Below are 25,767 nucleotides of genomic sequence, written 5' to 3'. Positions count from 1 at the left end.
GGCTTTACACGTCCATTTCGCTTTCTACCTCTTCGACCAACTGCTTTCGCGTCGACAGCACGCGCTGGATGAAAGCAATACTGGCGGCAAGCGCGCCAGCGAGCTCGTCCATCGTGCACACTTCCTCTACCAGTTCGAACGAGAAGGGTCCCGCATAACCATGATCAAGCAGCGCCTGGATCTGACTGGCATTGTCAGAACCTCCAGGAAGGCGATCCGGGTAAATCCAGAACATCGGGTCGTTCACGCCTGAAATGTGCGCGAGTCCGGTAAGCTCGCCAAACAAGGAGGTCTCGCCGGCGAGCGTGTGGTGGAACGTATCGTGCATCAGGCGAAACACGGTCTGGCCGTCAACCGCGGCAATGGCCTCGACCGCTTCCCTCTTTGATCGGAGCGAGCAGGTTCGAAAGCCCAGCGGCTCAATCAGGCCGATAAGCCCGCGCGATTGGAGGATCGGCTTGAGCGCGTTTAGAGCGAGGCGGAGACCGTCATGGCGCTCGCCAGCGCTGGCGCGCGAGCCGTGGTTGACTGGCACCAGCACGACCGTCTTGGCCCCGCAGGCCGCAGCGTAGTCGGCCAGCTTGCTCGCCTCCGCCCGGCGGGTGGCAGTCCAGTCGTCGAAGCGCTGCAAAGCGTTCATCGAAATTATCGTGACGCCGGCTTCGGTAGCGGCCGAGCGGACCTCAGCAGCCGGAATGGCGCGTGCAACAGGATTGCTGAAACGATGGTCACGGATTTGAACATCGGTCAGGCCCTGATCACGCGCAATTGCGAAAATGGCACTGACGTCGACAGAAGGCGCCGCCATGTCTTGCAGCGCAAAGCGGGGAGATACCTGGCGCATGGGCTTGGCTTTTCCTTCAACAAGTGCGGCGCCAGTCTTGTCTGGCTTCTCCGCGCGCCCCACCGCAGGCGGATGCACAAAGCTGATTAGAGCAGGCTAGTCAATCGAGCGATTCTTGCATTTATGATAGGAAATTAGCACGCACTGATGGAATCACATCATTCAGATATTCTCCGGCACATAGATATCGAACGGCAGAAATGTCTGGCCCGATGTCTCCGCCGTGCCGTTCTTGAGGGCGCGGTCCATCAGCAGCATCAGCTCATGGCAAAGTCGGCGCAGTGGTGTGGCGAGCGCCATCGTGACGATGTCATCCGCGAGAGCCGCCCGTGACTCCGGCGTGATTTCATTCACGATCACGACGAGATCCTGACCGTTGCACTCGTCCCGGAGCGCGGAGATGGCACCCTCCATGCCACCGCCGGCCACGTAGAACCCGACGAGCTCAGGTTCCCGCTGCATAAGATGCAGTAGCGCCTCGTAAGTGATCTGTCGTTTCTCAAAGTTCAAGAGCGTATCGAGCACCTCGAATGCTGGCTCGTTCTCTCGGAAATAGGAACGGAAGCCGCTTTCCCGCAGCTCATGACTCTGGAAACGGTGGCTGCCGACAAACACCGCCACTTTGCCAGGCCGTTTAGCGGCTTTGGAGAACATCCAAGCTGCCGTGCGCCCGACCCGGTGGTTGTTGAGACCTACGTAGCCCTCGCGCACGCCAGCGGCGAAGTCAGAAAGCAGCGAGAAAACCGGGATGCCTTTTGCCTTGAGCTCCTCGACTGCCGCCGTGATCTTAGGGTGGTCTGGCGCCACCATGCCGATCGCGTGACAGCGCCTACCAAGATTCTTGAGGCTAGCCGCCAGCTCCCCGGGCGAATGCGAAGGCGCGAATTCGATAACCGGAATGCCATAGAAGGTCTCGGCCGAAGTAACCGCTGCTTTGACCTCGCGCGCGAAATCTTGGTAGAAATGCTGGGCCGGCTTTCTCAGGATGAAGCCTAGCCGGTACTGCGGCAGGTCCCGTTGCAAGCGCTGTTTGATGAGACCCGCCGCATGATAGCCGATCGCGTGGGCGGCTTCATGGACCAGCCGCGCGGTCCGCTCCCGCACCGGAAGACGATCGTTCAGGACGCGATCGACCGTTGCTACGCTCACTCCGGCTTCGCGGGCGAGATCGGCAATTGTGGGGCGCTTGGCCGTCGCGCCAATTCTGATCGGCTGTCCCTGTGTCATCGGCCCTGTCCCGGCGACGGTTCCGGGCGGCAACATGAAGATTTCGACATGCTCCACGATCGGCAACCTATCCAATGAACAGCGCTCAAGGAGCAACCGAGCATTCGTCGCTCTCGGTTTCGTTTGCGTAAGGCATCCATGTTTCTTGATTCACCGCATTGGCGCTTCTGATCTTGTGTCTCGCGACGCGCTGTTTAGAGCCGCGAGCCGATTCTTTCGTGCTGATGACAGCGCGGCGACTTGATTGGTCGCGCTGCAGCAATCTTGCTGGGGCGGGGTGGCCGGTTTAATCTCTCGGCAAGCTCCCGCAGAAGGCGGCTTTCATGCGCGCTTCGTCCAATTCGCCTTCCCAGCGGGCGACGACGAGCGCAGCCACCGCGTTACCCACTACATTCGTCAGCGCTCGGCATTCGGACATGAAGCGGTCCACACCAAGGATCAGAGCCATCCCAGCAACGGGAACAGTTGGTATTACGGAAAGCGTGGCGGCCAACGTGACGAAGCCAGCCCCCGTAATACCTGCGGCACCCTTCGAGGAAAGCATCGCGACGACCAACAGGAGAATCTGATCGGCAACCGACAAATGCGTGTTCGTTGCCTGGGCGATGAAGAGGGCGGCAAGCGTCATATAGATATTGGTACCGTCCAGATTGAAGGAATATCCCGTCGGGATGACGAGACCCACGACGGAACGCTTGGCGCCTGCCTTCTCCATTTTCTCCATGAGCGAGGGCAGCGCAGCCTCCGAGGAGGACGTTGCCAGGACCAGCAGCAGCTCTTCCTTGATGTATCGCACGAGAGAAAAGATTGAGAAACCGTTGTATCGGCAAACCGCGCCGAGAATCCCGAACACGAAGACGAATGCGGTGAAATAGAACGTCGCGACCAGCATGGCGAGGTTGACCACTGAACCGATGCCATATTTGCCGATTGTGAAGGCCATGGCGCCGAAAGCGCCGACGGGCGCGGCCTGCATCAGGATGCCGACCAGCTTGAACACCGGCGCGAGGAGCGCTTGAAGCAAGGAAAGCACAGGCTTCCCGGTGTCTCCGGCCATCGCCAGAGCGCTGCCGAACAGAATCGAGAAGAACAGGACCTGCAGGATGTTGCCTTCGGCGAAGGCACCAACGATAGTTGACGGGATGATGTTCATGAGGAAGCCGGTCACCGACTGATCGTGGACCTTGGCCACATAGCCCTGCACGGCCTGGCCATCGAGCGAGGCCGGATCGATATCGAGGCCAGAGCCGGGTTGAACGACATTGGCGACAACGAGACCGACCATCAATGCGAGGCTCGAGAAGGTGAGGAAATAGATCATCGCCTTGCCGGCGACCCGGCCGACCTTCTTGAGATCGTTCATGCCCGCAATGCCGGTCGTTACGGTTAGAAAGATCACAGGTGCGATAATCATCTTCACGAGCTTGATGAAAGCATCGCCCAGCGGCTTCAGAGCCTCTCCGGTGCCCGGATACAAATAGCCGACTGCGACACCGAGGGCGATGGCGGTAAGCACCTGCACGTACAGTTGGGCGTAGAAGGCCTTGCGGGCTGGGGGACCGGCGCTTCGAATCGGTGGAGCCAACAGCTTTTCTCTCCCTGACCGGATCGGGGTGGGCCGCCTCCCTTCCCGCGCTTCTCCCATCGCGGCGCTCCGGTCGAGCGCTGCTGTCGTCTCGGCTGCAAGCGTCGTGCCAAGTGGAAATCCCGCGCCCAATCGTGCAGGTTCAGACGCTCGGTCAACCGGTGTCCCTGACGTTTGTGCGGGTTTCCGCACTGGCTGCCTTCATCCTGGGCGAAATCCCGCACTTAGGCTCGGAATTGTGCCGGGTCGAAGCAATACGGTCCGGTAGAAGAAAGAGGATTGACAGGGCGCCGTGCAGTAATTGCTTTGCCTGGCAGAGCGGCCGCCGGTTGTGTCTCTGGCGCCCCGATGTCCCCGCTTCGTTGTCGTATTTGTGACCGACCGCGCACCGGAGTGGAGGATCACCTACGCGAGCGTGCTCTGCCGCGCTCCCGCCGAAGCAGAGCGTCTCGAAGGGGCCGTCGGCAGACCGATTGATCCCGCGGGTCCTGGCGCAACCGGGTGATTGAGGAGATGCTTTGCAGCACGAACACTGAAGCCCCGCACGACGACAACTTCGCGCCACGGCACGCGCCGCCTGCTCTCGTGGGAATGGCATCAAATAGCGAGGAATGAACGATTGTCGCGATCAACTCAGCGAGCCAGGAGGACGTCGGCAGCGATTGCCGGCGATAGAAGCGACGCAAATGCGTCGGCTCGCTCAGCGCGCCAGGCACCCTCGACACGCCGGGGCAAACATCTTTGCCGTTCCGAATCGATCTCCTGGCAAGAATCTGAATGATGGATTCTATCATAGCCTCTCTCAACCTATCAGAAATGCAAGGAAGTTCGGTTGATTGGCCACCTCGTTCCGAGCAGCTGTTGACTGCCCATCTCGTTCCGAGCAGCAGTGGTGGCCACCGGAAAGAGCCTGTAGAGCGCCCCGATTCAGTAAGGATAGTCCAGCCATGCATCGAGCATCGCCTCCCGCATTTTTCGCGCCTGCCTTTCATCGGGCCCTGACGAAGCCAAAAACCGAAACCTACTTTTCGTCTTATGCCTCCTGCGGAACTCCGGCGTGCTGCCGCCAACCCCGCGTCACGATTGTTTCTATCGACGTCCCAAGCACTCGTGGCTCCGACGCGCGAGCAAGTGCGCCAATCTGCGGCGGCCTACGGGGCGAAGACTCATGCCGGTCCCGGCCAACGGTGGCTGGGGCGCCGATGCCATTTGACGAGGGCCTCTACGCCCGGCGACGTCGCAGGCCCACATGGCGCGGCGTTGCTGTCGCGGCCCGGAATGGAGGATGACATGCTAAATCATGACAACAATCGCCAATCTGAAGAAAGTGCTGAGCAGACGCCGTCATGCTGCCCATCGCTTCACGACGCCAAAAGGGACGATGTGGAATCCGCTACTCTGCCGTCACGTGAGAGCGAGCTTGCCGGCGTAGTGGAAATATTTACTACAGCACTTGCCGCCCCCTCCGCGCTCGATGTCACGTTGACAAAGGTCATAGATATTCTGCGATCGTTTCTGCCGATGCGGCACGGCATCATCTCTCTCTTCAACAGTCATGGCGAACTGGAAATCTTCGGCGCCGGCTCGAGCGAGAGCCGCCGTGTGCCGCGGAAGGCGATCGACCAGATTATGAGGGCGGGCACGCCCCTGGTCACCGAGAACATCGCCTTTCATTCGGCTTTCACCGCCGCCGACACGGACGTGCTCGGGGTCTCCAACAACGCAGCAGTGTCCTTCATCGGCGTTCCCATTCGCGTCGATGCGGATGTCGTGGGCACACTGACCATCGACCACGTACTGGGCGAAGACCCAAGAGCTTGGCTCGATCACAACCTCTATCTGCTCAACCAAATCGCTAACTTGGTAGGTCAGACAGTCAAGTTTCGTCGCTCCCTAGGGGGCGGTCGCCAGCAACCCATGGCCCAGCACGACCTGCAGCCAAAGCAGAACCAACCGGCGCGGCAGCGGAACAAGATTCACATCGAGGGGATGATTGGCGACAGTTTGCCGTTTCGCGATCTGATTGAGAATATCCAGGTCGTAGCCAAGCTCAAGATTGCGGTTCTGTTGCGAGGCGAGTCGGGTACCGGGAAGGAGAAGGTCGCCAAGGCCCTCCATGATTTGTCGCCGCGCGCCAAACGCCCCTTCATCAAGCTCAATTGCGCTGCGTTATCCGAGACAGTCCTGGAATCCGAATTGTTCGGTCACGAGAAGGGCGCTTTCACAAGCGCGTTCAACTCGCGCAAGGGGCGCTTTGAGCTCGCCGACAAAGGGACGCTGTTCCTGGACGAGATCGGCGAGATCTCGCCATCGTTCCAGGCAAAGCTCTTGCGTGTGCTGCAGGAGCAGGAGTTCGAGCGCGTCGGCGGCAACCAGACCGTCAAAGTCGATGTTCGGATCATCGCTGCCACGAACAAGAACCTGGAAGAGGCAGTTGCCAGAAATGAGTTCCGGGAGGACCTCTATTACCGCATCAATGTGTTTGCGGTGCGGGTGCCGGCGCTGCGCGAAAGGCGCAGTGATATTCCGCTCCTCGCAGCCGAGTTTCTCAAAAATTTCAATGATGAGAACGGCGTTACGATGACCCTCGATCCCGGTGCGGTTGAAGTGCTGATGAACTGTGATTTTCCCGGCAACATTCGCGAGCTCCAAAACTGCGTGTATCGGACAGCGGTTCTGGCGATGGGTGCATCGATAGGGAGAGGCGACTTTGCATGCTGCCAAGGCCAATGCTTCGCAGCGGCGCTGCATAAAGTCAGATCCGACAGCCTGGCGCTGCAATCGCGGCCGATGTTGCCGGCGCCAGGGGGTGCGGCCATAACGCCGGCTGCTGCCGGTACGTCTCCCTCCGTCGCAGTCCCGCCTGAGACCACAGGGGAGCCGCCACTGAGCAGGATAGCTCACTTGAACGGTACGAGAACGACCGGTGCTGAAGCTGTCATCGCGGCCATGGAAAGATGTGGCTGGGTCCAGGCAAAGGCGGCACGCCTGCTTGGACTGACGCCGCGCCAGATAGGCTACACGCTGAGGAAATACGGCATTGAGATCAAGCGTCTGTGAAGAGTCAACCGAACCAGATGAAGCCTTGGTGCTTTGGCGCCTTGAGACGAGCGATGTGGGGTCCCCGCATCGCCATTTCGATTCGATCGACCCAGGCAAGAACATGGGGCCTCACCCGAGATGACGCTTTGCTACCTAGCAATGAGATTGGCGGGCAGGAGGCCAATTTTAAGCTGTTTCGACCTAGTTGGCCCCAACGACAGGCGGCCGTTATGTAAAGCAAAATAGAACGAGGAACCGGTGCTACCACCCGACATGAGCTCTGTGCGCTCGTTATCGTTTTTGGTGTACAATTAACTGAAAGATTCCTAAGCTGGCGCTAGAACAATAGCGCCACGACTGAGACCGGTACGCCGGCGAACTGGATGGCCGACGTCGCCAGCAGCGCGATCGCTACCAGCGGCGCCGGCGCTGGGTCCCGAACCCGTTGATGATCCAGCGGATCAGGGCTGCCTCGCGCGGCTTGTGCCGCGTCGGTTTGTACCCCATCAAACTCCCTTCATCCTATTGTCACGGCCGGCAGCTGCGACGATAGCTAGCCCGTAATCTTGAACCTCCTGCCGACCCACGACAGCCACTTGGCCCGCCTGGGGTGGCGCGGGGAAGGGCAGGGCGCTCCGTGCATCAGGGACACGACCGGGAGCCCGGAGCACCAATCGAACTTGCAGGCGATCTCTACAGCCTGCTGTGAGGTCCCGCCGGATTCGAGAATGGCCTCCGCGTAATGGGAGCCGCTGCCGATAACAAAATAGGGGCTTTCGAGCATGCCGGTCAGTGTCCAGGCGCCAGACGCCACCTGAGCGCGCCCGTCGGGATGAACGACCAGCAGACCGACGTTGGAGCCTTTTACACCCTCTGGCGTGTTGTGAACGTCAGCGCCAGCGGCGTACCAGTCCAGAATGGCCTCACCGGCGCCAACCTGGGGAGTCGTTGCGCCAATCAGGCGTCCATCCGGAAGACGGCGGATTTTGAGCTTGGAGCCGATTGATCCCAGGCCGGCGCCGTAGGCACGGCTGTCGGCGGCCATTACGCCGTGTTTGTAGGCGATCGTCGTCACAGCCACGTCCCCTCGTCAACCTTGCTCATGGCCGCGTCGGCCGAGCGTACGATCTCGACAGTGTCGACGCCGGCAGCGACGGTTTTCGCGGTTAGTTCCTGGGGCTGGAAACCTCGTTTCGTGACGACTGCCCTGGCCTCGCTCACGCATTGGTTGGCGATCTTGTGGATCTCCCGGTCCAATTGTGCGGTATCCATCTTTGCTCCTGTTAACGGTTTCGAATTCCTGGCTAGTTCGGTGACGGTCAGAGCAATCCTCGTGCCAAGGAGAGCGCCGACAACAGCAAAATGCCGGGCGTGCAGGTCATTTGTCGATTGCGCAGTCGTCGCCGGCTGTAGCGTGTGCAGGTTCACGTGGTTTTCGTCTCTGGGTTGCTATCTGAGTTGGCCCTTGCTGGCGTAGGCCTGAGCGCCGTGGCCACGTTCCGCGAGGGATGATGCTGTGCCCCGAAGGTCTCGTATTCGTAGCGCTGAGGTATCATCGAGCACATAGCGGCTTTCCGTTGAGGTAGGCGTCGGGATCGGCCGGAAAAGCGAGGGCCTGCTTGCGCGAGATCGTCAGCTCGCGCCCAGCATTTAGATGGAGACGCCGGCGAGACGGAGCGATCGCATCTGTGGCACTCGAGAGGAAAAAGGCGAGGGGATTGCGCAATTGGTGCTCCTGCCATGGTCGGGAACGCCCCGCCCTTAACGAAAGGCCGGTAGTCGGACCGCATTCGCCAATGCTGCACAACACGTGCGTCTGCTGGTGTCGCGATCTCTTGCGAAGGAGTGCTCGAACTATGCCCGAAGAATGAGTTCTCACACTGACGCCTGCAGACTTGCCGGCCTCGTCCGGGTGAGACGTAGCCTGTCGTCGCCGAACTTGGAAAAGGCGGGCTGGCCTCGATATTGGCCTGACGGCTGTGTCGAGTGTCCAGCAGGCAGAACTTAGAAACTGGCGATGAACACGTCGAAGACGGCCAGCTTCGGCAATGATGGTTGAGCGACGCGGCTACTGGAACGCGGCTGGCGCGAACGTAGACTGGTCGCGGGTTCGTCGATTGATGCGTCCCACAAACAGCGGGGAGGTGCATTGCACCAGACGGCTGGGCGCCGGATCCGCGGGATCAATGGCATCCGAACCGACTATCCGAATGGCCTCCAGCGGTCTCGTGCTCAATCGCGTCCCACTCGCTGCCCCACTTTTCCGGTATCCGAGTACGATAGCGTTTATGATCGCCGTCCGACACGGAGTGTGGGGATTGTCGGGTCCGCGACAAACCTCTTGGTTTAGGCACTTTCTTTTCTGGGGCTTAGGCTAACTGTTGGAAACGAATGTCGGGTCGATGGGTGAGTTGATACGATTTTTGCGAGCCTTGGTGTGGAACAGGAAGAGGTGGCGTGGACCGTCGATGCCACGCGCCACACGCTCGGCGCGCGGCAGCCGGTTTGCCTAGACCAGAGCTACACGCCTGTTGCGGGACAGTATGCTACCGGGGAAAAACCTGAAGTGACCGCAGATCAAACATCATCCGCTGGACAATTGCCCACCCGTCGGGGCTTATGGCACCTGCGTCAGGTCTATCAGCGTTTCTTCAACGCTTGGAGCCAATGGTTGCCGCCGTTTTCTGATCGGTCTCGTTCGCACGGCCTCTTGTCCAGGGCTTGCTGGAGGCCAGGCAGCGTTCGTCTGATTGGCAACGGACAGGGTTATCCCGCTCATCATACGGCCGTCACGCAGTTGGCTTCCTTGAGTGCGAGCGGTTTTCTCTGCCCGCTTCATCCGCGGCGTTCGCCGACGCGCCTAAAGCGGATACTGCCGGCGATGCATGCATCAGGTACGCGAGGCGGCTTGTCCAGTCGGATCGGCCTCCTCATCGGGAATGTCGTCGAATGACGAGTAGTTCAGATTGTATAGTTTGGAATAGAGCCCGCCCAAAGCCATCAGCTTGTCATGGTTGCCGGTCTCAATAACCTGGCCGTTCTGAAGCACGATGATGCGATCGGCACCCCGGATTGTTGCGAGACGGTGAGCGATGACAAGCGCGGTACGGCCTTCAAGGAGCTTTCCGAGTGCCTTCTGGATCAGCATTTCCGTGTAGCTGTCGATGCTGGCGGTGGCCTCGTCAAGAACAAGGATCTTGGCGTCGGCGACGAGAGCGCGGGCGAAACTGACAAGCTGACGCTGGCCGAGAGAAAGATTGCCGCCGCGTTCGCCGAGTTGAGTCTGGTACGTGTCGGGAAGGTTCATGATGAAGTCGTGGGCTCCGACCACCTTGGCGGCCTCAATCACCTTCTCGCGCGAGACTTCCGTGTTGCCGTAGCGGATGTTCTCGAAAACCGTTCCGGTGAACAGAAACGGCTCCTGCAGCACCATAGCGATCTGGTTGCCGAGCGATTCCTGTGTGAGATCGCGCACATCATGTCCGCCGACCAGCACTTGACCTTGCTGAACATCATAGAAGCGGTGGACGAGGGCCATCGCGCTGGATTTACCAGAGCCAGTCGGCCCGACCAAGGCGACCGTCTCGCCGGGATTGACCTCGAAGGAGACATTCTTCAGCACCGGATCTTTGGGGTCGTAGCCGAACGTGACGTCCCTGAACTCGACTGAGCAGGCCATTTCCGGCAAAAGGACACTCGCATCCCGTTTGTCCTGGATTTCGACCTTGACGTCGAGCACATCGGTCAGGCGCTTGCCGGAGGCCATCGCTCTCTGCATGACCGAATATTGCAGGGTAAGTGAGCGAATTGGGTCAAAGAAGCGTTGGATATAGAATATGTAGGCAACCAACGTTCCTACTTCGATGCGACCATTCATGGAGCCGCCGACCACAATTACGACAGCCATGGCGAGGCCCGTGAGGCCATCCACGATCGGCACCATTATCTGTGTATACCTGGCAGCGATCAGGTGGGTTGTGAGGTCAGCATGTGCCTTGTCGTCATACAATGCGAAGTTTACCTGCTGGCGGTCCATGGACTGAACGGTGCGCACGCCGTGAATGGCTTCGGCCAACGCGCCGTTAACAACTGAATTGGTGTCTTGTGCAGCAGTGAAGGCGTCGCGAGCACGCGGCAGCCAGACGATGCGGATAATCAACAGGACCGGCAAGACAGAGAGCGTCAGAAGGCCGAGCCTGAAGTTGACGCACAGCATAACGACAATGATGCCGAAGAGAAGCGTTATGTCGCCTACAGAGTAGATTGAGCTTTCGAGGAATTCCTGGATAGAGTTGACGTCGCCTTGGAGGCGGGACATCAGGCGTCCGATCTCGGTCTTGTCCATGAAGGAGAGCGATACCATCTGCAGATGCGCAAACATGGCGCGGCGGATGTCGAAGAGGACGTTTCCGGCCATTTTCCCGATCACGGCTTCCTGTGCGTAAGCGGCGCCGAAATTAACCAGAATGGCGAGCGCAAACGCGCCGGCGGCCTCAAGCAGGGCGTAGCGATCAACGCCTGCCGGGGTTATGGCCTCGTTGATCGCGTAGCGGATGATCAGCGGGATGAGAAGCTGCGTGCCAGTGAAAATCAGCAATGCGGCGACGGAGATGGCTGCCGTGGCCCGGTAGGGACGAACGAAGGCCCAGATGCGCCGAATGATCTTTTGGTCAAAGGCCCGGCCGAATATCTCCTCCTCGGCGCGATGGGAACCAACGACCGCGCGCGGGGGACGTCTGCCGCCGTCATTGGGTTCGATTTCGATTTCGCTGGCGTGCTCCTGGGCCATCAGGGCGCGCCTCTATACTTCGTCACAATGTCATCTCCCGGGCGCAACTGCAGATCATGAAGGGCCTTGTAGCGTCCTTGCTTGGCCAAAAGCTCTTGATGGGTACCACGTTCCACGATCTTGCCGTTGTCGACAAACAGGATCCGGTCGGCGTGCTTGAGCGAACTTAGCCGGTGGGCGATGATGATCGTCACCCTATCCTTGGCGAAACGCCGTATCGCCAGGCGAATGCGCTGTTCGGTGGCGGCGTCGATCGCGGCCGTTGAGTCGTCGAAAATGACGACTGATGGACGTAACATCATGGTGCGAGCTATGGTGAGGCGCTGCCGCTGGCCCCCAGACAGAGAAGTGCCGCGTTCGCCGACGACCGTCTTGTAACCTGCGGGGAGGTCCAGGATGTAGTTGTGCAACTGGGCGGATTCGCTAGCGCGCTCGATCCGCTGTTCCTTTGCCCAAGGGTCGCCATAAGCGATGTTGTTCTCGATCGTGGTAGTGAACAGGAATGCATCCTGCTGTACGACAGCGACCGCCTTGCGAAGCGTGGCGAGGGTGACCCCACGGATGTCCTGCCCGTCAAGCATGATGGCGCCCCCAGTGACGTCGTAAAAGCGGGGGATCAGGTGAGCGATTGTCGATTTGCCCGAACCCGGCGGACCCACGATCGCGATCGTCTCGCCCCGACGGGCACAAAAAGTGACATTCTCCAGAACGGCCCGGTTTCCGGTGCCGGGATATGCAAACGAGACATTGTCGAAGCGCAGAGTGCCTTCACCGATCTCAAGTGGTCGGGCGGTGGGGACATCCCTGATCGTATTGTCCTGATCGAGCAGACCGAAGAGGCGCGAACCGCAAGTATAAGCGCGGGCGAAGCCGTTGACCATCAGGCCAATCTGCCGGACGGGCATTTGCAGGATCGTCATGAAGGCCAGGAACATGGTGAGCGTCCCAACGCTGATCTGCCCGACAATGACCTTGTTGCAACCGAGCCAGAGGACCAACCCCATGGCGAGAAAGAAGGCCAGGGTCATTGCCGACGTATTTGGCACGTACACGTCAACCTGCTGGTGAGCGACTTCGAGCGCGGTTTTCGACGCGCGGTCGAACTTTGCCATCTCGTAGGCCTGTGCCGAAAAGGCCCGGACAACGCGGATACCCGCGAGATTTTCCTCCATCACACGGCCGAGGACGGAGAGCCGCTCCTGCAGGTTGAGCCAGATGGCGCGTAGCTTGACCTGCGTGATCGACGATCGCCAGGCTACGAAAGGCACGAAGCTCAGCGCCATGAGACCGAGCAGCGTGTCGGTTGAGATCATCCTGTAGCCGCCGATCCCGATCAGCATGGTGAGCAGAAGCAAGCGAACCAGGGCGGTGGAAAAATACATCCGCACACCATCGAGATCGAGGATGCCGAGGGTGATCAGGTCGCCTGAATGCACCCGGTCGTGAAAGGAAAAGCTGAGGCGCTGGACCTTGTCGTAAAAAGCCAGCCGCAGTTCGTACGCGACGTGATGTCCGACGGCCTCGGCAAAATAGTTTTGCGCCATCGTGAAAAGGCCGCGTAGCGTACTCGCGGCGAGCAGCAGGAGAGCCGGAACCCAGAGCGCTTGTTCTGCAGCCGCCCCCGTGGCACCGCCCCCGAGGACTACCTTGGTCTGGTCGATAGCGTCGCCGAGAAGCTGAGGAATGAGCACCTGCAGGATTACGGCTGCGATTGTCGACCCGATCGCAAGCGCGGCTTGGCCCGGATGCCTCAGATTCATGCGCGTGATGCGCAGCAGCGTGCTCAAGCCCCGGCCCCACCCGGCAGCTTTCACATGCGCGGACGATTTGAGAGAGGTCGTGCCAACAGCATCACTGCTCACAGTGTGTCCCTAACTGAACTTAGCGCCTTCAAAAGCAAGCCGTCGACTCACACCAACGAAGTCCTCAAGTTGATCCAGGCGTTGGCTCAAGTCGTTGACCCGGCGAGTTGCGCCACGGCATCGCTGTCTGGCATGTCAATCACCGTGATCCCGCTTGCCCCAAGGAAACGCGCTTCGTTTCTGGTCAGCGTTTGTCCGTCCATGATCGCGTAACGTGGGCCTTCTGAGCGCTTCATGATCTGCCTGGCGTAAGTGCGCAGCATCTGATCATTGAAGCGGCAGCCGACGAAAAAAAACCCCCGGTCGGTGCGCCGTTCCTTGACCACGTCAGGGATAGGGGTCTGGATGTCGATCTCGGTCAGGGCTTCGACATAGTCGGAATCGGCTATGAGGAAATTTGCGGCCGGCCTGATACTGCCATGAGGCGCATAGAGAACCGTCTTTGTCGCTGCTCCGGGCTCGAGCTCCGTCCCGAACAAGTCGTAGGTTCTGGTCCAAATGTCGCGAGTTTCGTTCGCCCGGGTGACGCCTTGGATCTCGGCGACGTCGGTTCGGCCGGCCTCAGCCAGCGCCGCCCTCATGGCGCCTTCGTACCAGCTGTCGACGATGAGGGAGAGCGGGAGCTTTGCGAGCCAGTTGTGGAGGGGCGTCGGCGCCGTCGGCCCCGCGAATATATCTGCCATCCAGGCTTGAAGTGTGCGGCGATGCCGGCGCTGCTCGATGAATTGCGCGACCGACCACATGTTGGTGCGGATCTTCGAGGGAGCTGTGGCCCGGGTGTTGAGTGCGGCGGCGACGGCCTCTGGGGTGCACGGTACAGGCGGCTCCGCTGAGCTTAGCCGCAGCAGACCCGGACCGAGATACGGGATCATCTGATCGTAGACGAGCGCTCGTCTGGCCAGTTCAAGCAGCTTTCGGGCAAAACTGTCGCGGACGACGAAGAGGTGGCCCGAGGTCGGGATCGTGTTCATGCTCTTTTTCCTCTTGACGCCTTTCATTGAGGGTCAGCGTCAGCCCTCGTCGGGAAGCTTCCTTGCCTCGACAGTGATCGGCAGGCGCGTATGCGGCGGAAGATCGGGTAGAAGGAGCCGCCACCCGTTCCTGAGCGTTACGACGCCGCCCCAGAGGTCTTGCTTCTCGAGCTCGATAATCGGCTCTTCGAGATCCTTTTTGGGGATGTACGCCGACAACCCGGAATCGGTCCTGCGGATCATAACTTTCATCAGGCCGTCCCTTGCTTCGCGTTTTCTTCGGCCCTACGGGCAAGGTCGGCCCTGTCGAGGCTCATCAATTCGCGCGCTCGCATGCCAACGACCGTGCCACGGTCGATCCATTCGACGGCATAGATGAAGAACTGCTGTAGAAAGGTGCCGATGTCGCGCACATAACCCTCTTCACCCTTGCGCACGAGATTTTCGCCGATCTCCCTGCCAGGATAGGTGCCGTCGTTCTTGACGTGACGAGTGGCACGGACCCGCTCCCCCGGCCTGAATTGGGGAGGCCTGCGGATTTCGACCTCCTGTTCGCGTGCGAGGCGCATGGCGGTTCCTTGTTTGTTTGAGGCCAGAGTTATTGATGAGGCGCGCAGGCTTTCTCGGAAGCAGCCCTATGCCGGGTCAGGCAGGAACGCAGGTCTTCGGCACCGGGCATACCGAGGCACATTGTTGCGTGTCGAATTCTCCCTGGCATTCTGTGCACTTCTGCGGCTCGACCACGTAGCTCTCGCCTTTGAACTTGATCGCACCAGACGGGCATTCGAATTCGCAGGCGCCGCATTGCGTGCATTGGGATGCGATGATCTTGAAAGCCATTTTGACTCCTGTTCGAGTGGAATGAGACGGCTCAGGCGTTCGCCGCGAGGGCCGGGACGCCGGACTCGCCGGCGTAAATCGCGCCGATTGCCGTTTCGATATAGTCATGGCCATAAGCGTCGGTTGCTCGGATACCGGCGTCCGCCAACTTATCCTTGGGGCAGTTTCCAATCTTGGCGCAAAGCACGATGTCTACGCCTTCCAGCGCGGCGATGACGCACTCGAGAGTGTCGTTCTCGCCCCAACCGCCGAGGCAATACTGCTCAACCTTGCGGTGCCCGACAAAGTTGATACCTATCGGCGAGGCTTCATACACCTGGAACTCCTTGGCATGGCCGAAGTGTTCGTTGACGCGGCCACCGCCCCTAGTCGCCACCGCGACGACCAGGGACTTGCCGGAGCCGGCTGCCTTGACCATTCCAATCGCTTCGCTCCTGGCCGCCAGGTGATCACGGCGCTCGTCCGCGACCAGCTCCCGATAGGCTTCGCGCTTGCCGGCATCATAGGTGAGCTCGCCAGGAATCTGGTCGATCGTGAATTCCTGGCCACGATCCTCGCCGAGCAGGCCGACGGCATCTGCCCGGCACTGCCGGCAGTGGCGCATCAGCTTGGCGCCGCCTTGAAGACGATCCTGAAGAGCCCTCATCTCCAGTGCATTTGGGCCGCGCTGCCCGGTCAGTCCGTAGTACGTGCCGTGAGCCGGGTCTGAAATCAGGGGCATGACGTTGTGCAGGATCGCGCCGCGCTGCTTGACCTGCTTGTTCACCTCAACCAGGTGCTGGTCGTTCACCCCGGGGATCATCACCGAATTAATTTTGGTGAGGATGCCGCGCGCGCTCAGCATCTCCAAGCTCAGCATCTGTCGCTCGTGCAGGATCCTGGCGGCTTCGATGCCGACATAGCGGCGGTGGTCGTAAAAGATCCAGGGATAGATCTTTGCTCCGATTTCCGGATCGACCATGTTGATGGTGATCGTCACGTGATCGACATTCATGTCGGCAAGCTCGGCGACATGGTCCGGCAGCGCGAGCCCATTGGTAGAGATGCAAAGCTTGATGTCGGGGATTTCCCTGACGACGCGTTCGAACGTCGCCTTTGTCTTCTCCCAGTCGTAGCAGGCATCGCCCGGTCCGGCGATGCCCAGCACGGAAAGCTGCGGCACTTCGTTGGCGACCGCGATAACCTTGCGTACCGCCTGGTCGGGCGTCAGCTTTTCCGAGACAACCCCAGGCCGGCTTTCGTTGGAGCAGTCATATTTGCGATTGCAATAGTTGCATTGGACATTGCACGCAGGCGCGACAGCGACGTGCATGCGCGCGAAATAGTGATGCGCCTCTTCAGAAAAGCACGGATGATCCTTGATCTTGTCCCAGACAGCCGGATCCAGATCGTCCGGTCTTGTCGACGACCCGCAGGAGGTAGATACGCAGCCACCCGAATTCGCGCTCGCCAGCAACTGGTCGGAGAGCTTCGTCTCGGTCAGGCTCTCAACCGAAATTGCCGGTGCGGACATTGAACGGCTCCGTTGCGGGTTAACGTCGCGGTTCAAAGCGCAAGCGCAATGCCAACTAAAAAGGCGGCACTATGATCGGCAATTGGCTTTCGCGTCGGATATCATGAGGCTGCTCCGACATAAATTTGTCGGACCTCGGACAGCGGCAGCCGCATAAGGTGAGGAAGGCGACTACGGCCGGACATCATTGAGAGACAGAAATCCCGTGTCGATCCCTTCACCCGTGAGCGCCTCGGCACAACGTTCTCGACCGGTCTCCGACGAAGATGTCGATCTCGGCGACTGTGAACTCATCGGCGGTGAAGGTGTCGCCGCATACTGTGTCGGCATGGTTCCAGCTAGGAGAGTGCGTGCCTCCCCTTTACTCTCGTCCAGACGCCCGCATGGGCTCCTCATGATCGCGATCAAGAGCGTGATCATCGTCAGAGACCGAGCAGCTTGGCCCTGGCACGGACAGTTCCCGCGCACCTGGCGCAGGGGTATGGTCTTGTTCTCGACATCGTGAGAACGCTGGAATTTCTTCACCTCGATGTCATGTCGGCGCAAAGCGTATCCGACCTGCCGCGTTCGTTAACCCGGTCCGGCGGTATGTGAGCCCTGGAAACACCTCAGGAGTTGTGGTCCAATGCTCCCCCCAAGTAGCATTCATTCAATTCTGGAAGTACACTGTTCACCCGCCCCCCTTTGCGAGGATGGTGCCAGAAGCGGTTGGCGCTTGTGGTAACTTCAGGAGTACACACGTGCCCTATGCAAACGCGGATCATCCGAACTTGAAGAGGACACCGAAGCCACCGCGCGGATAGTTCCATTCGATCTCGCCGCTGGCCTCGCACAAGACGCGGCAGGTGCCGCACTCCATGCAGCCATCAGCGGTGATTTCAACCTGACCTTTGTCGTTCGACTCATAGCATTTCGCTGGACAGACGAGGGTCAGCGCGACCAGATTCGCGCTTGGTTGCTCGTGCGGTCGCACCTTTATATGCGGACGGCCGGAGTCCACCAGATAGCGGTTCTGGTAAAGCTTGTCCTCTACACGCAAGTTCGTCACTGGGTTTGCCATGTGGTCAGTGCCTCACCGCCACGCCAATGCCAGGCGGATAGCGTCCCTGACCAGACCCAACCGCGATCGCGCCTTGATGAAGGCTGCGGTAGTAGCCCTTTCCTTCTCGATCTTTGGCGTGCCGTCGACCCGCATGAAGTTCTGCGCGGCTTGCGACATTAGCCGCGGGTAGGTCGTGAAGAAATTGCCGGCGTTATTATGGAGTAAGGCTGGCATGTCTTTGTATTTCCGCAGGTCCTTCACCACGAAGGATTCGTCCAGCATCGTCTTGTAAAGGGCGAGGTTCCGTTTGGTCATGGGATCGTTGCGTCTCTTGACTTGGATGATAGCTTCAGCCGCAATGCGACCGGAGGTCATGGCGAGGTTCGAACCCTCGCGGTGAATGGCGTTGTTCAATTGCGCAGCATCGCCAACAACGACCCAACCGTCGCCAAAGAGCTGCGGAATTGCCTTGTAGCCACCTTCAGGAATGAGATGCGCCGCGTATTCCTTCACCTCCGAGCCGGCGATCAGCGGCCGGATCGAAGGATGGTTTTTTAGCGCGTCCAGGAGGGCGTAAGGGCTCTCCATCTTCGCGGTGAAATCCGAGACGAGGCAGCCGATGCCCAGTGAGATCGATTCCTTGTTGGTGTAGAGGAACCCGAGCCCGGCCATGTCGTGGGATATCGTGCCGACTGCCTCGATCACGCAGCCTTCACTCCCTTTGACGCCGAACCGCTGCTCAATGACCTCTTCGGGCAAGAAATGCATTTCCTTGACGGCCAGCGCCACGGCTTCCGGCGTCAGCATCTTGCGCAGGCCGCCTCGCGTGCCAAGCAGCCCGCAGACACCTTCTGCAAGAACAACGACATCCGCGTAGATCGCTCCGCCAGCCCGATCTGTCCGGACCCCGATCACCTTGCCCTTGTCGTCACGCACGAGTTCCGTCACGGTCGTCTCGCACAGAAGCGTCGCGCCCGCCTGGCGCACCCTGCGCGAAAACCACTTGTCGAACTGGGCACGGATGATGGTATAGCGATTGGGGCTCACCTCGTTGAAGTCCTCAGACCGATAGTGAATCCCGGTGTGGGAGGTCTCGTCCATGACCCATAGCCGCTGTTCGACCAGATGCCGCTCCAGAGGTGCATCATCGCGGAAATCCGGGATGATCTTCTCCAGCATGTTCGCGTACATGATGGCGCCCTGAACATTCTTGGAGCCCGGATATTCACCTCGCTCCAACTGGAGCACCTTCAAGCCGTCGCTTGCCATGGTGTAAGCAGCTGCGTTCCCGGACATGCCGGCTCCGATAACAATGGCGTCGAATTCTTCGTTGATCATCTCCATCTCCCTTAGCTCGCAAGCTTGTCGCGGCTGTGCGGTGACAGCCGCCGGGTGAAGGCCTCGGTGAGCGCGGGGAGGAAGCGGACCGCATCGGTGACGATCCCGAGGTGAGCGAAATCGAAAATCGGAGCGTTCGGGTCGGTGTTGATGGCCACGATGAGATCGGCTGCCTCAACCCCAACGCGGTGCTGGATCGCGCCAGAAATACCAGCCGCTATGTAAAGCTTCGGCCGGATTGTCTTGCCAGTCTGGCCGATCTGCCGATCCGCCGGCATCCAGCCCTTTTGGACCAGCGGCCGCGAACAGCCAAATTCGGCGCCAATCGCTCGCGCGAGACTCTTCACAAGCTGCAGGTTCTCCGCCCCGCCGAGGCCGAGCCCTCCCGCAATCACCACATCGGCATAGGCGAGATTGGCTGTGCCTGACTGGCTATCCGGCAGGAAGCCGAGGATTTTGGTGACGATTTCATCCTCGGCCAGTGACAGCTTGTGCGCGATGACGCGCCCGATCGCTCTGTCCGCCCGCTGCGGCATGGGCATGACCCTCGGTCGCACCGTCGCCATCTGCGGCCTGTAGTTCAGCGTGTATATCGTGCATAGCAACGAGCCCCCGAAAGTCGGACGGGTCGCGGCCAGCGAACCGTCGGCATCCACATCGAGTTCGGTGCAGTCGGCCGTGAGCCCTGTTAGCAAGGTCGTCGCGACGGACCCGGCGAGATCCCTGCCGAGCGTGGTCGCTCCAAGAAGCAGAATCTCGGGTTTGTAAGTATCAACCAAATCGGTCATCGCCTTGGTGAAAGGCTCATTCCGATAGTCGGCGAGCAGCGGCGACTCGATGAAGTAGACAAGGTCGGCGCCATAGGCGAAGGCTTCGGCGACCGCGTTCTGGGTGGCTTCTTCCGGCGGTCCGAGCACAACGCCCCCGAGCTGGACGCCAAGTTTGTCTGCCAGCTTGCGGCCCTCACCAAGCAATTCGAAGGACACGGAGTGGACCTGGCCGCGTTCAAGCTCGATGAAAACCCAAACGTGCCGATAGGCCCTGAAACGCTCGGGCAGCTCCTTCGTCATCCCGGCACGGCCGGCGGGCGGGCGGGGAGTGTCTGGGTTCGCGCTCGACATATGGTCTGCTCCTTGCCGTCAGGCGCCGTCGAAGGCGAGTTCCGGTTCCAGTGCCGGCTGGCGGGTGAAAATTGCAACAATCAGTTCGTCGGCGAGATCGCGCAGCGTCTTCTCGGCCGTGTCAATTTGCGCTGCCTTTTCCGACCGCGCGGTAGGGGCGAAAACGCGTCTGACGACCGTCGGCGAGCCACGCAAGCCGCACTTGGTGAGGTCCTCAATGCCCGCCTCGGCCGCACTCCATTTCACCACCTGCCTCCGCGCAGCGCTCAATGCGTCTTCGATCGAGCCCCGACGCATCTCGTTGGTGCCTTCCAGCATTGTGATGAGGCAAGGCAGCTTGCTCTTCAGCGTCTGCGTCCCACCCTCGCAACGACGCTCCACCGTGATCTCGCGCGCAGCAAGATCGATGGTAGCGATTCTCGCGACATAGGTGAGTTGGCTGAGATCGAGACGCTTGGCGATGCCGGGCCCGACTTGCGCGGTGTCGCCGTCGATCGTCTGCTTGCCCGTGAAGACCACGTCCGGCGTGCCGAAGGTTTCGCCGATCTTCGCGATTGCCTGGGAGAGAGCAAGTGATGTCGCCAGTGTGTCGGAACCGGCAAAATAGCGGTCGGTCAAAAGCACCGCGCGATCGGCGCCGTAGCCAAGCGCTTTGCGCAGGGAGTCCTCTGCCATGGGCGGACCCATGGTGAGCACGGTGACCTCGCCGCCATAAGCGTCGCGTAGCCTGAGAGCTTCTTCGAGGGCGAATAGGTCATAGGGGTTAATGATGGTCGGCACACCCTGGCGCATGATGGTGTTCGTCACCGGATGGACCCGTATCTGTGCCGAGTCCGGCACCTGCTTAATGCTGACGACGATGTGCATTGGCGTTTCTCTACGCTGTTATCCGGATGCGGGCTGGCGGTGCGAGTTCTTGGCTGCATCATTCGTGCCAAGTGCTTTGCGGCCCTGTTCCCCTAAGTTCGGGCTGCTCATTACGGATGGTGCCGTTGCGATCCCGAATTTGTCGACTTCTTGACATTGTCGCGTCGCGTCTATGTCGCGATCATTCCCTGCCGAACGGCTTCAGGACGGAATCGAAAGGAACGAAAGCGCGGCGTGTCGTGCAAGCTTTATCCGGATCGTGATCTTTGAGCACCTTGAAGACCCGGTGCGTGAGCGGCGAGGAAACCGCGAAGTCCCCGTAAGCCCGTTCCAGCAGGGCGCGCACGCGCGCGGCGATCACCTGGTCGGGCAGACCGGAGAAATCTTCCTCAGCAAGGTATTGTCCCACACGCTTCATGATATGAAGCCGTGAAACGTTGAGCACCTTCGGATCATAGGCGACGCCAAGGACAGAGAAGAACTCCTCCGCGGCCGACACTCCTTTCAGTCGCGTAACGATATCGGTGACATCGATGGGACGGCCGTCAGCGGAACAGGTCATTACATTCTCCCTTGTCGGAAAACTGTTGGGTCAAATACGAAAAACTCTGATCTACAGCCGCGAAAATCCGCAGTTTGATGACGAGGTGGGCTGAGCCAGCGAGGCCGCAAGGCTGGGCGCCCCGGTGCCCGGGCGTGGCGAACAGGCGCCATGCGCAGCGCCGAGCAGTGCGAGATGGGCTCGATTATTGCCGCATTGGCTCTCGATCTGCCGGGCTCCGACCTGGGTGGGACCGAGGTCTTGTTGCTGGCATCTATGAGGAGATCGGCCAGACGCGGCCGGATCATGCCCCTTGATCTCCGGAGGGCTTTGGAGGGCACAGCCCCGACGATCGGCTTGGTGGCGGCTGTCGGTCGGCGTGACGCCTGCGCCACCTTGGCTGCCAGGGCGGGCAATGCGGTCAGGTCGATGCCAGCATGTGCGTGCTGGAGGACAGCCAACGCGGCGGCCACCTCTTCCAGCGCGGCATTGCCCCCGCGCTCGCTGAGTCCAAGGAGGGTGACCGAGGCATGGCGCGCGCCGGCGCGGATCGCCGCCAGCTGGGCGACAAGCTCGAAGGTCGAAAAGGGGTCGAGAACGCCGGCTGTGTCAGCCAGCCTCACGCGCCTTGCGCCGGCGCGCGCCGCCGTCATGATAACGCGCCCGAGATGATCCCGGTCGGCCCGTGAAGCATCCTCGCAGCCAACGGCGACGGAGGAGCCGCTGGCGGCTGCGCGCCCGACCATATGTTCGATAAGCTGGAGCGCTCCCGCCCGATCGAGGCCGAGCTTGGTGGCAAGTTGGATGTTCGATGCAGAAAACGACAGATTGACGGCCCGGACCCCGCTCTCGATCGCTGCTTCGAGATCCGGTGAGGTCATCCGGCACCAGGCCGTGAGCCGCACCGAGAGGCTGCGCGCGACCTCGTCGGCGCCCATTGCCGGCGTGCCGATCTCGATCTCAGGGACGCCGGCTGCTGCAAGCGACTCAGCGATCTCAAGTTTTTCCGCCACGGTGAAGGCAACGCCGGGTGCCTGCTCGCCGTCGCGCAGAGTCGTATCCTTGAGAAAGACCTGACTGCTCATGAATGGTCGCCGGAGCTTCCGGCGCTGAGACAGGGACCGCATTGAAGGTCTTCGGCACTCCGCCCTTCCGGCGCAGAACTGAGGGACGCGCGCAGCTTCTCCACCATGGCAGGCAAGACCTCGAGCACCCGGTCCACGTCGTCTTGGTCGTTGTCACGCGAGAACGAGAAACGGACCGCCCCATGTGGGATGTTCATCGCCCTCAGCACATGGCTCGGCTGTGCACAGCCAGAGGTGCAGGCGGAGCCTGAGGAACAGGCGATACCCACGCGGTTGAGGAGATGCAGGATTCCATCACCTTCGATACGTTCGAAGGCGATGTTTGCGGTGTTCGGCAAGCGCTCGACGGGATCGCCGTTGACGAAGGTGTTTGGTACACGCTGAAGAATCCCGTTCTCCAGCCGGTCGCGTAGCCACTTTATCCGTGTGGTCTCATCATCCATGAATTTCAGGGCGAGTTCGGCTGCCCTGCCGAGCCCGACTATGCCGGGCGTGTTTTCGGTTCCCGCACGCCGGTCTCTCTCTTGGTGACCGCCTTTGATCAGCGAGTGGAAGCGCACACCGCGCTTGAGGAAAAGTGCGCCGACGCCTTTCGGTCCATGCAATTTATGGCTGGAGAGCGATAGCATGTCGATAGCGGTCGATTTCAGGTCCATAGGGAGCTTGCCGACCGCCTGCACGGCATCGGTGTGGAAAAGGGCGCCGACTTCCTTCGCCAATTCGGCGAGCTTTGCGACGGGGAAGATCGTACCAGTTTCGTTGTTGGCCCACATGATCGAGACGATTGCCACGTTTGAGCTGAGGGCTGCCCGGTAAGCGTCAATGTCGAGCCGGCCATGGTGATCCACCGGGATCCTGTGCACCTTGACCCGGCGCGTCTGCTCAAGATGTGCGCAGAGCGCCAGCACTGCGGGATGTTCAACGGCGGACGTCACGATTTCTGTTCGGTCAGGCATCACCTCGAGCGCCGAAAGAATGGCCGCGTTGTCGCTTTCCGTCCCACCCGAGGTGAAGGTGATCTCGTCATCAAACGCCGCGCCGATCAGCGCCTGCAGCTGCCGCCGCGCGTTTCTCAACGCGGCGCCGGCAAGGGTGCCAAGACCGTGCGCCGACGAAGGGTTGCCGAATTGATCCGTAAGGAAGGGCAACATCGCTTGAACGACCTCGGGATCGACCCGTGTCGTTGCGTTGTTGTCGAGATAGAGAACTGTCATGGGTGTGGTCTCCAATCGAGCGGAATGACGTTAAGCGCAAGGACTCATCGCGCTTGCAGCCGCCGTTGATAGCCGAGACGATCCAGAGCCGGTGCAGCACCCACAAATTGATTTAGACCGGCGCCGCCGTCGCGATCGACGAGCTCACCTCCCGGGCCCTCTCTCCTGCTTCGACGATCAGCTGAAGGACTTGCCGCATGAGCACTTCGCTCGCGCGTTAGGGTTATCGAAGACAAAGCCGGAGGATTCGAGCCCCGTGACGAAGTCGACGGTCATGCCGGCGACATGCGGTTGGGAGCCGGCGTCTAAGAACACCTTGATCCCATCTGTCTCGAGGATCGCGTCGCCCTCGCGCGGGACGCTCTCCAAACCGATTGAGTATTTGAAGCCGGAGCAGCCGCCGGGCTGAACCATGATGCGAAAGCCTTCTGCGGGCTCAGTAGCGGCGGAAAGAGCGGTCTTGACCGCGGCAACGGCCTTGTCGGTGAGCGTAATCATGGCTCGCTTATCCTGGTGCGTGACGATTTTGCGGATCACCATGCATGGTCCGTGCCAATGGGAAAAGCGGCGCTGGAACAGTGCGACATCGCTAACACTGCCGCGATTCCGGTTCGGAATTGCTGCGAAGGCGTCCGGCAATCGACACGTATTGTCGAATTTGTCGCGTCCGCCACAGGGGCTGGGCCCGAGTTCCCGCCGAGCTGGCACGTAAGCCAGTTTCCGAGATGCTTTCGGCAAATTGGCACGAGTTTTGAGGCTCCCTTTTGGCGAGGACTAACGCTCCTGACCGACAGTATGGGCAAGCAGAGGTAAGACATGCACCAGCGCGAGAAACCTTCGCCAGAGAGAATCCGGCGGGCACGCGAAGACAGCCCCAAAATCCGCGACCGCGATCTCGCTGGCCAATTGGGCATCTCGGAAGCGGAGCTCTCCGCGGCACATTGCGGTTTTGGCACTGTGCGCATCGAGCCACGCGTCAATGTTGTTCTAACCGCTCTCGAGGCGGTCGGCGAGGTAATGGCGCTGACCAGCAATGATAGTGCCGTGCATGAGAAGATAGGCATCTACGACAAGGTGCTCACCGGCAACCATCACGCCATGGTGCTCGGCAATGACATTGATCTGCGCATCTTCCCGAAGGTGTGGGCGCATGGCTTTGCCGTCGAGACACGCGAAGGCGGGGAGATCCGCCGCAGCCTGCAATTTTTCGACGCCGCAGGCGAGGCAGTGCACAAGGTGCATCTGAGGCCGTCCTCAAACCTCTGTGCCTATCAAAGACTGACAGACGAGCTCCAATCCTCGAACCAGGAGCCGATTGTATCGGTTAAGACGAGGTCAGCCGAAAACGAGGCAAAGATTCCGGACCAAGCCGCTACCATCGACGACCTGCGGGAGCACTGGAGCCAGCTGACCGACGTACACCAGTTCTTCGGCATGCTCAAGACGCTGAACCTCAGGCGCCGCCGGGCGGTCCGCATGGTCGGCCAGGACTACGCCTGGCTGCTTGACAATGCTGCAATTGGCGGCATGTTCCATCGTGTCGCCGAGGACGAGATGCCGATCATGTGCTTTGTCGGCAATCCTGGCTGCATCCAGATCCATTCCGGCCCGATCAAGTTGGTCAGGCAGATCGGGCCTTGCATCAACGTACTCGACGCCACTTTCCACCTGCATCTCAGGACCCAGCACATCCGCGAGGTTTGGGCCGTGCGCAAGCCGACCAGGGACGGCCACGTCACGTCACTCGAAGCCTATGGCGCCGACGGCAATATGATCATCCAGTTTTTCGGGACGCGCAGGGAAGGCGAGCCCGAGCGCGACGACTGGCGGTTACTGACCGAGAACCTGCCGCGCTTTACCAATTCAACCGCCGCTTGAGGTAGGAC

The 25,767-nt window shown here is 60.3% G+C and carries 21 protein-coding genes and 1 pseudogene; 2 read left to right on the top strand and 20 right to left on the bottom strand.

What is annotated here, in order from left to right; translation table 11 throughout:
* Positions 1 to 4: 4 nt before the first annotated feature.
* From MESAU_RS28675 to MESAU_RS28665, 3 genes and pseudogenes are all read right to left on the bottom strand, one after another.
* Positions 5 to 844, bottom strand: coding sequence for a TIM barrel protein (locus tag MESAU_RS28675; protein WP_013533525.1), 840 nt, complete (start codon positions 842 to 844; stop codon positions 5 to 7).
* Positions 845 to 1,006: 162 nt separating this feature from the next.
* Positions 1,007 to 2,071, bottom strand: a complete 1,065-nt coding sequence (locus tag MESAU_RS28670; RefSeq protein ID WP_015319223.1) for a LacI family DNA-binding transcriptional regulator — start codon at positions 2,069 to 2,071, stop codon at positions 1,007 to 1,009.
* Positions 2,072 to 2,246: 175 nt separating this feature from the next.
* Positions 2,247 to 3,659: pseudogene (locus MESAU_RS28665) on the bottom strand (dicarboxylate/amino acid:cation symporter); the annotation flags it as partial.
* 1,287 nt (positions 3,660 to 4,946) lie between these two features.
* Between MESAU_RS28665 and nifA the strand changes: the two are divergent.
* Positions 4,947 to 6,716: a nif-specific transcriptional activator NifA gene (gene nifA, locus MESAU_RS28660; RefSeq protein WP_013533522.1), complete on the top strand. Its 1,770-nt coding sequence runs from the start codon at positions 4,947 to 4,949 to the stop codon at positions 6,714 to 6,716.
* 535 nt (positions 6,717 to 7,251) lie between these two features.
* Here nifA and MESAU_RS28655 read toward each other — a convergent pair.
* The 17 genes from MESAU_RS28655 to MESAU_RS28575 form a co-directional block, all read right to left on the bottom strand.
* Positions 7,252 to 7,773 (bottom strand): Ntn hydrolase family protein, encoded by a 522-nt coding sequence (locus MESAU_RS28655; RefSeq protein ID WP_013533520.1) that lies wholly within the window; start codon positions 7,771 to 7,773, stop codon positions 7,252 to 7,254.
* Complete coding sequence (locus MESAU_RS32130; RefSeq protein WP_245262923.1) at positions 7,770 to 8,126, bottom strand: hypothetical protein; 357 nt, start codon at positions 8,124 to 8,126, stop codon at positions 7,770 to 7,772. The genes MESAU_RS28655 and MESAU_RS32130 overlap by 4 nt, the downstream gene beginning before the upstream one ends.
* 1,462 nt (positions 8,127 to 9,588) lie before the next feature.
* Positions 9,589 to 11,487, bottom strand: a complete 1,899-nt coding sequence (locus tag MESAU_RS28645; RefSeq protein WP_013533517.1) for an ABC transporter ATP-binding protein — start codon at positions 11,485 to 11,487, stop codon at positions 9,589 to 9,591.
* On the bottom strand, positions 11,487 to 13,349 hold the full coding sequence (locus MESAU_RS28640) for an ABC transporter ATP-binding protein (RefSeq protein WP_013533516.1): 1,863 nt from the start codon (positions 13,347 to 13,349) through the stop codon (positions 11,487 to 11,489). Before MESAU_RS28640 ends, MESAU_RS28645 begins: the two co-directional genes overlap by 1 nt.
* A gap of 86 nt (positions 13,350 to 13,435) precedes the next feature.
* Positions 13,436 to 14,320, bottom strand: a complete 885-nt coding sequence (locus MESAU_RS28635; RefSeq protein WP_013533515.1) for an SIR2 family NAD-dependent protein deacylase — start codon at positions 14,318 to 14,320, stop codon at positions 13,436 to 13,438.
* A gap of 39 nt (positions 14,321 to 14,359) precedes the next feature.
* A complete protein-coding gene (gene nifT / locus MESAU_RS28630; RefSeq protein WP_013533514.1) occupies positions 14,360 to 14,572 on the bottom strand; it encodes a putative nitrogen fixation protein NifT in 213 nt (70 codons plus the stop codon).
* A complete protein-coding gene (locus tag MESAU_RS28625) occupies positions 14,572 to 14,889 on the bottom strand; it encodes a nitrogen fixation protein NifZ (RefSeq protein WP_013533513.1) in 318 nt (105 codons plus the stop codon). Before MESAU_RS28625 ends, nifT begins: the two co-directional genes overlap by 1 nt.
* A gap of 76 nt (positions 14,890 to 14,965) precedes the next feature.
* Entirely contained in the window at positions 14,966 to 15,160 is a 195-nt protein-coding gene (locus tag MESAU_RS28620; RefSeq protein ID WP_013533512.1) for a 4Fe-4S binding protein, read from the bottom strand.
* A gap of 31 nt (positions 15,161 to 15,191) precedes the next feature.
* Positions 15,192 to 16,673, bottom strand: coding sequence for a nitrogenase cofactor biosynthesis protein NifB (gene nifB / locus MESAU_RS28615; protein WP_013533511.1), 1,482 nt, complete (start codon positions 16,671 to 16,673; stop codon positions 15,192 to 15,194).
* Between the two features lie 760 nt (positions 16,674 to 17,433).
* Positions 17,434 to 17,733 (bottom strand): ferredoxin family protein, encoded by a 300-nt coding sequence (locus tag MESAU_RS28610; protein WP_013533510.1) that lies wholly within the window; start codon positions 17,731 to 17,733, stop codon positions 17,434 to 17,436.
* Positions 17,734 to 17,745: 12 nt separating this feature from the next.
* Positions 17,746 to 19,053 carry an FAD-dependent oxidoreductase gene (locus MESAU_RS28605; RefSeq protein ID WP_013533509.1) on the bottom strand — a complete coding sequence of 436 codons (1,308 nt, stop codon included), beginning with the start codon at positions 19,051 to 19,053 and terminating at the stop codon, positions 17,746 to 17,748.
* A gap of 11 nt (positions 19,054 to 19,064) precedes the next feature.
* On the bottom strand, positions 19,065 to 20,174 hold the full coding sequence (locus MESAU_RS28600; RefSeq protein ID WP_013533508.1) for an electron transfer flavoprotein subunit alpha/FixB family protein: 1,110 nt from the start codon (positions 20,172 to 20,174) through the stop codon (positions 19,065 to 19,067).
* Positions 20,175 to 20,192: 18 nt separating this feature from the next.
* Positions 20,193 to 21,041, bottom strand: a complete 849-nt coding sequence (locus MESAU_RS28595) for an electron transfer flavoprotein subunit beta/FixA family protein (RefSeq protein ID WP_013533507.1) — start codon at positions 21,039 to 21,041, stop codon at positions 20,193 to 20,195.
* Between the two features lie 181 nt (positions 21,042 to 21,222).
* Entirely contained in the window at positions 21,223 to 21,603 is a 381-nt protein-coding gene (gene nifW, locus MESAU_RS28590; protein WP_013533506.1) for a nitrogenase stabilizing/protective protein NifW, read from the bottom strand.
* Positions 21,603 to 22,667 (bottom strand): beta/alpha barrel domain-containing protein, encoded by a 1,065-nt coding sequence (locus MESAU_RS28585; RefSeq protein WP_013533505.1) that lies wholly within the window; start codon positions 22,665 to 22,667, stop codon positions 21,603 to 21,605. The genes nifW and MESAU_RS28585 overlap by 1 nt, the downstream gene beginning before the upstream one ends.
* Positions 22,664 to 23,881 (bottom strand): cysteine desulfurase NifS, encoded by a 1,218-nt coding sequence (gene nifS / locus MESAU_RS28580; RefSeq protein WP_013533504.1) that lies wholly within the window; start codon positions 23,879 to 23,881, stop codon positions 22,664 to 22,666. Before nifS ends, MESAU_RS28585 begins: the two co-directional genes overlap by 4 nt.
* A 177-nt stretch (positions 23,882 to 24,058) precedes the next feature.
* The gene (locus MESAU_RS28575; protein ID WP_013533503.1) at positions 24,059 to 24,379 is read right to left on the bottom strand and encodes a HesB/IscA family protein; all 321 of its coding nucleotides are present in this window, start codon (positions 24,377 to 24,379) and stop codon (positions 24,059 to 24,061) included.
* 318 nt (positions 24,380 to 24,697) lie between these two features.
* On the opposite strand from MESAU_RS28575, the gene MESAU_RS28570 reads away from it, so the two are divergent.
* Complete coding sequence (locus MESAU_RS28570; RefSeq protein ID WP_013533502.1) at positions 24,698 to 25,759, top strand: hemin-degrading factor; 1,062 nt, start codon at positions 24,698 to 24,700, stop codon at positions 25,757 to 25,759.
* The last annotated feature ends 8 nt before the right edge of the window (positions 25,760 to 25,767 follow it).

The sequence above is a fragment of the Mesorhizobium australicum WSM2073 genome (assembly GCF_000230995.2).
Taxonomy (GTDB): Bacteria; Pseudomonadota; Alphaproteobacteria; order Rhizobiales; family Rhizobiaceae; genus Mesorhizobium; species Mesorhizobium australicum.
Note: the sequence above shows the minus strand (reverse complement) of the source record. Positions and strands in the feature narration are given on the sequence as shown.

Coding starts and splice junctions, on each gene's coding strand:
- MESAU_RS28675 (WP_013533525.1), bottom strand. CDS start 844: ATGCGCCAGGTATCTCCCCGCTTTGCGCTGCAAGACATGGCGGCGCCT.
- MESAU_RS28670 (WP_015319223.1), bottom strand. CDS start 2,071: ATGACACAGGGACAGCCGATCAGAATTGGCGCGACGGCCAAGCGCCCC.
- nifA (WP_013533522.1), top strand. CDS start 4,947: ATGCTAAATCATGACAACAATCGCCAATCTGAAGAAAGTGCTGAGCAG.
- MESAU_RS28645 (WP_013533517.1), bottom strand. CDS start 11,487: ATGGCCCAGGAGCACGCCAGCGAAATCGAAATCGAACCCAATGACGGC.
- MESAU_RS28635 (WP_013533515.1), bottom strand. CDS start 14,320: ATGAACACGATCCCGACCTCGGGCCACCTCTTCGTCGTCCGCGACAGT.
- nifT (WP_013533514.1), bottom strand. CDS start 14,572: ATGAAAGTTATGATCCGCAGGACCGATTCCGGGTTGTCGGCGTACATC.
- MESAU_RS28625 (WP_013533513.1), bottom strand. CDS start 14,889: ATGCGCCTCGCACGCGAACAGGAGGTCGAAATCCGCAGGCCTCCCCAA.
- MESAU_RS28620 (WP_013533512.1), bottom strand. CDS start 15,160: ATGGCTTTCAAGATCATCGCATCCCAATGCACGCAATGCGGCGCCTGC.
- nifB (WP_013533511.1), bottom strand. CDS start 16,673: ATGTCCGCACCGGCAATTTCGGTTGAGAGCCTGACCGAGACGAAGCTC.
- MESAU_RS28610 (WP_013533510.1), bottom strand. CDS start 17,733: ATGGCAAACCCAGTGACGAACTTGCGTGTAGAGGACAAGCTTTACCAG.
- MESAU_RS28605 (WP_013533509.1), bottom strand. CDS start 19,053: ATGATCAACGAAGAATTCGACGCCATTGTTATCGGAGCCGGCATGTCC.
- MESAU_RS28600 (WP_013533508.1), bottom strand. CDS start 20,174: ATGTCGAGCGCGAACCCAGACACTCCCCGCCCGCCCGCCGGCCGTGCC.
- MESAU_RS28595 (WP_013533507.1), bottom strand. CDS start 21,041: ATGCACATCGTCGTCAGCATTAAGCAGGTGCCGGACTCGGCACAGATA.
- nifW (WP_013533506.1), bottom strand. CDS start 21,603: ATGACCTGTTCCGCTGACGGCCGTCCCATCGATGTCACCGATATCGTT.
- MESAU_RS28585 (WP_013533505.1), bottom strand. CDS start 22,667: ATGAGCAGTCAGGTCTTTCTCAAGGATACGACTCTGCGCGACGGCGAG.
- nifS (WP_013533504.1), bottom strand. CDS start 23,881: ATGACAGTTCTCTATCTCGACAACAACGCAACGACACGGGTCGATCCC.
- MESAU_RS28575 (WP_013533503.1), bottom strand. CDS start 24,379: ATGATTACGCTCACCGACAAGGCCGTTGCCGCGGTCAAGACCGCTCTT.
- MESAU_RS28570 (WP_013533502.1), top strand. CDS start 24,698: ATGCACCAGCGCGAGAAACCTTCGCCAGAGAGAATCCGGCGGGCACGC.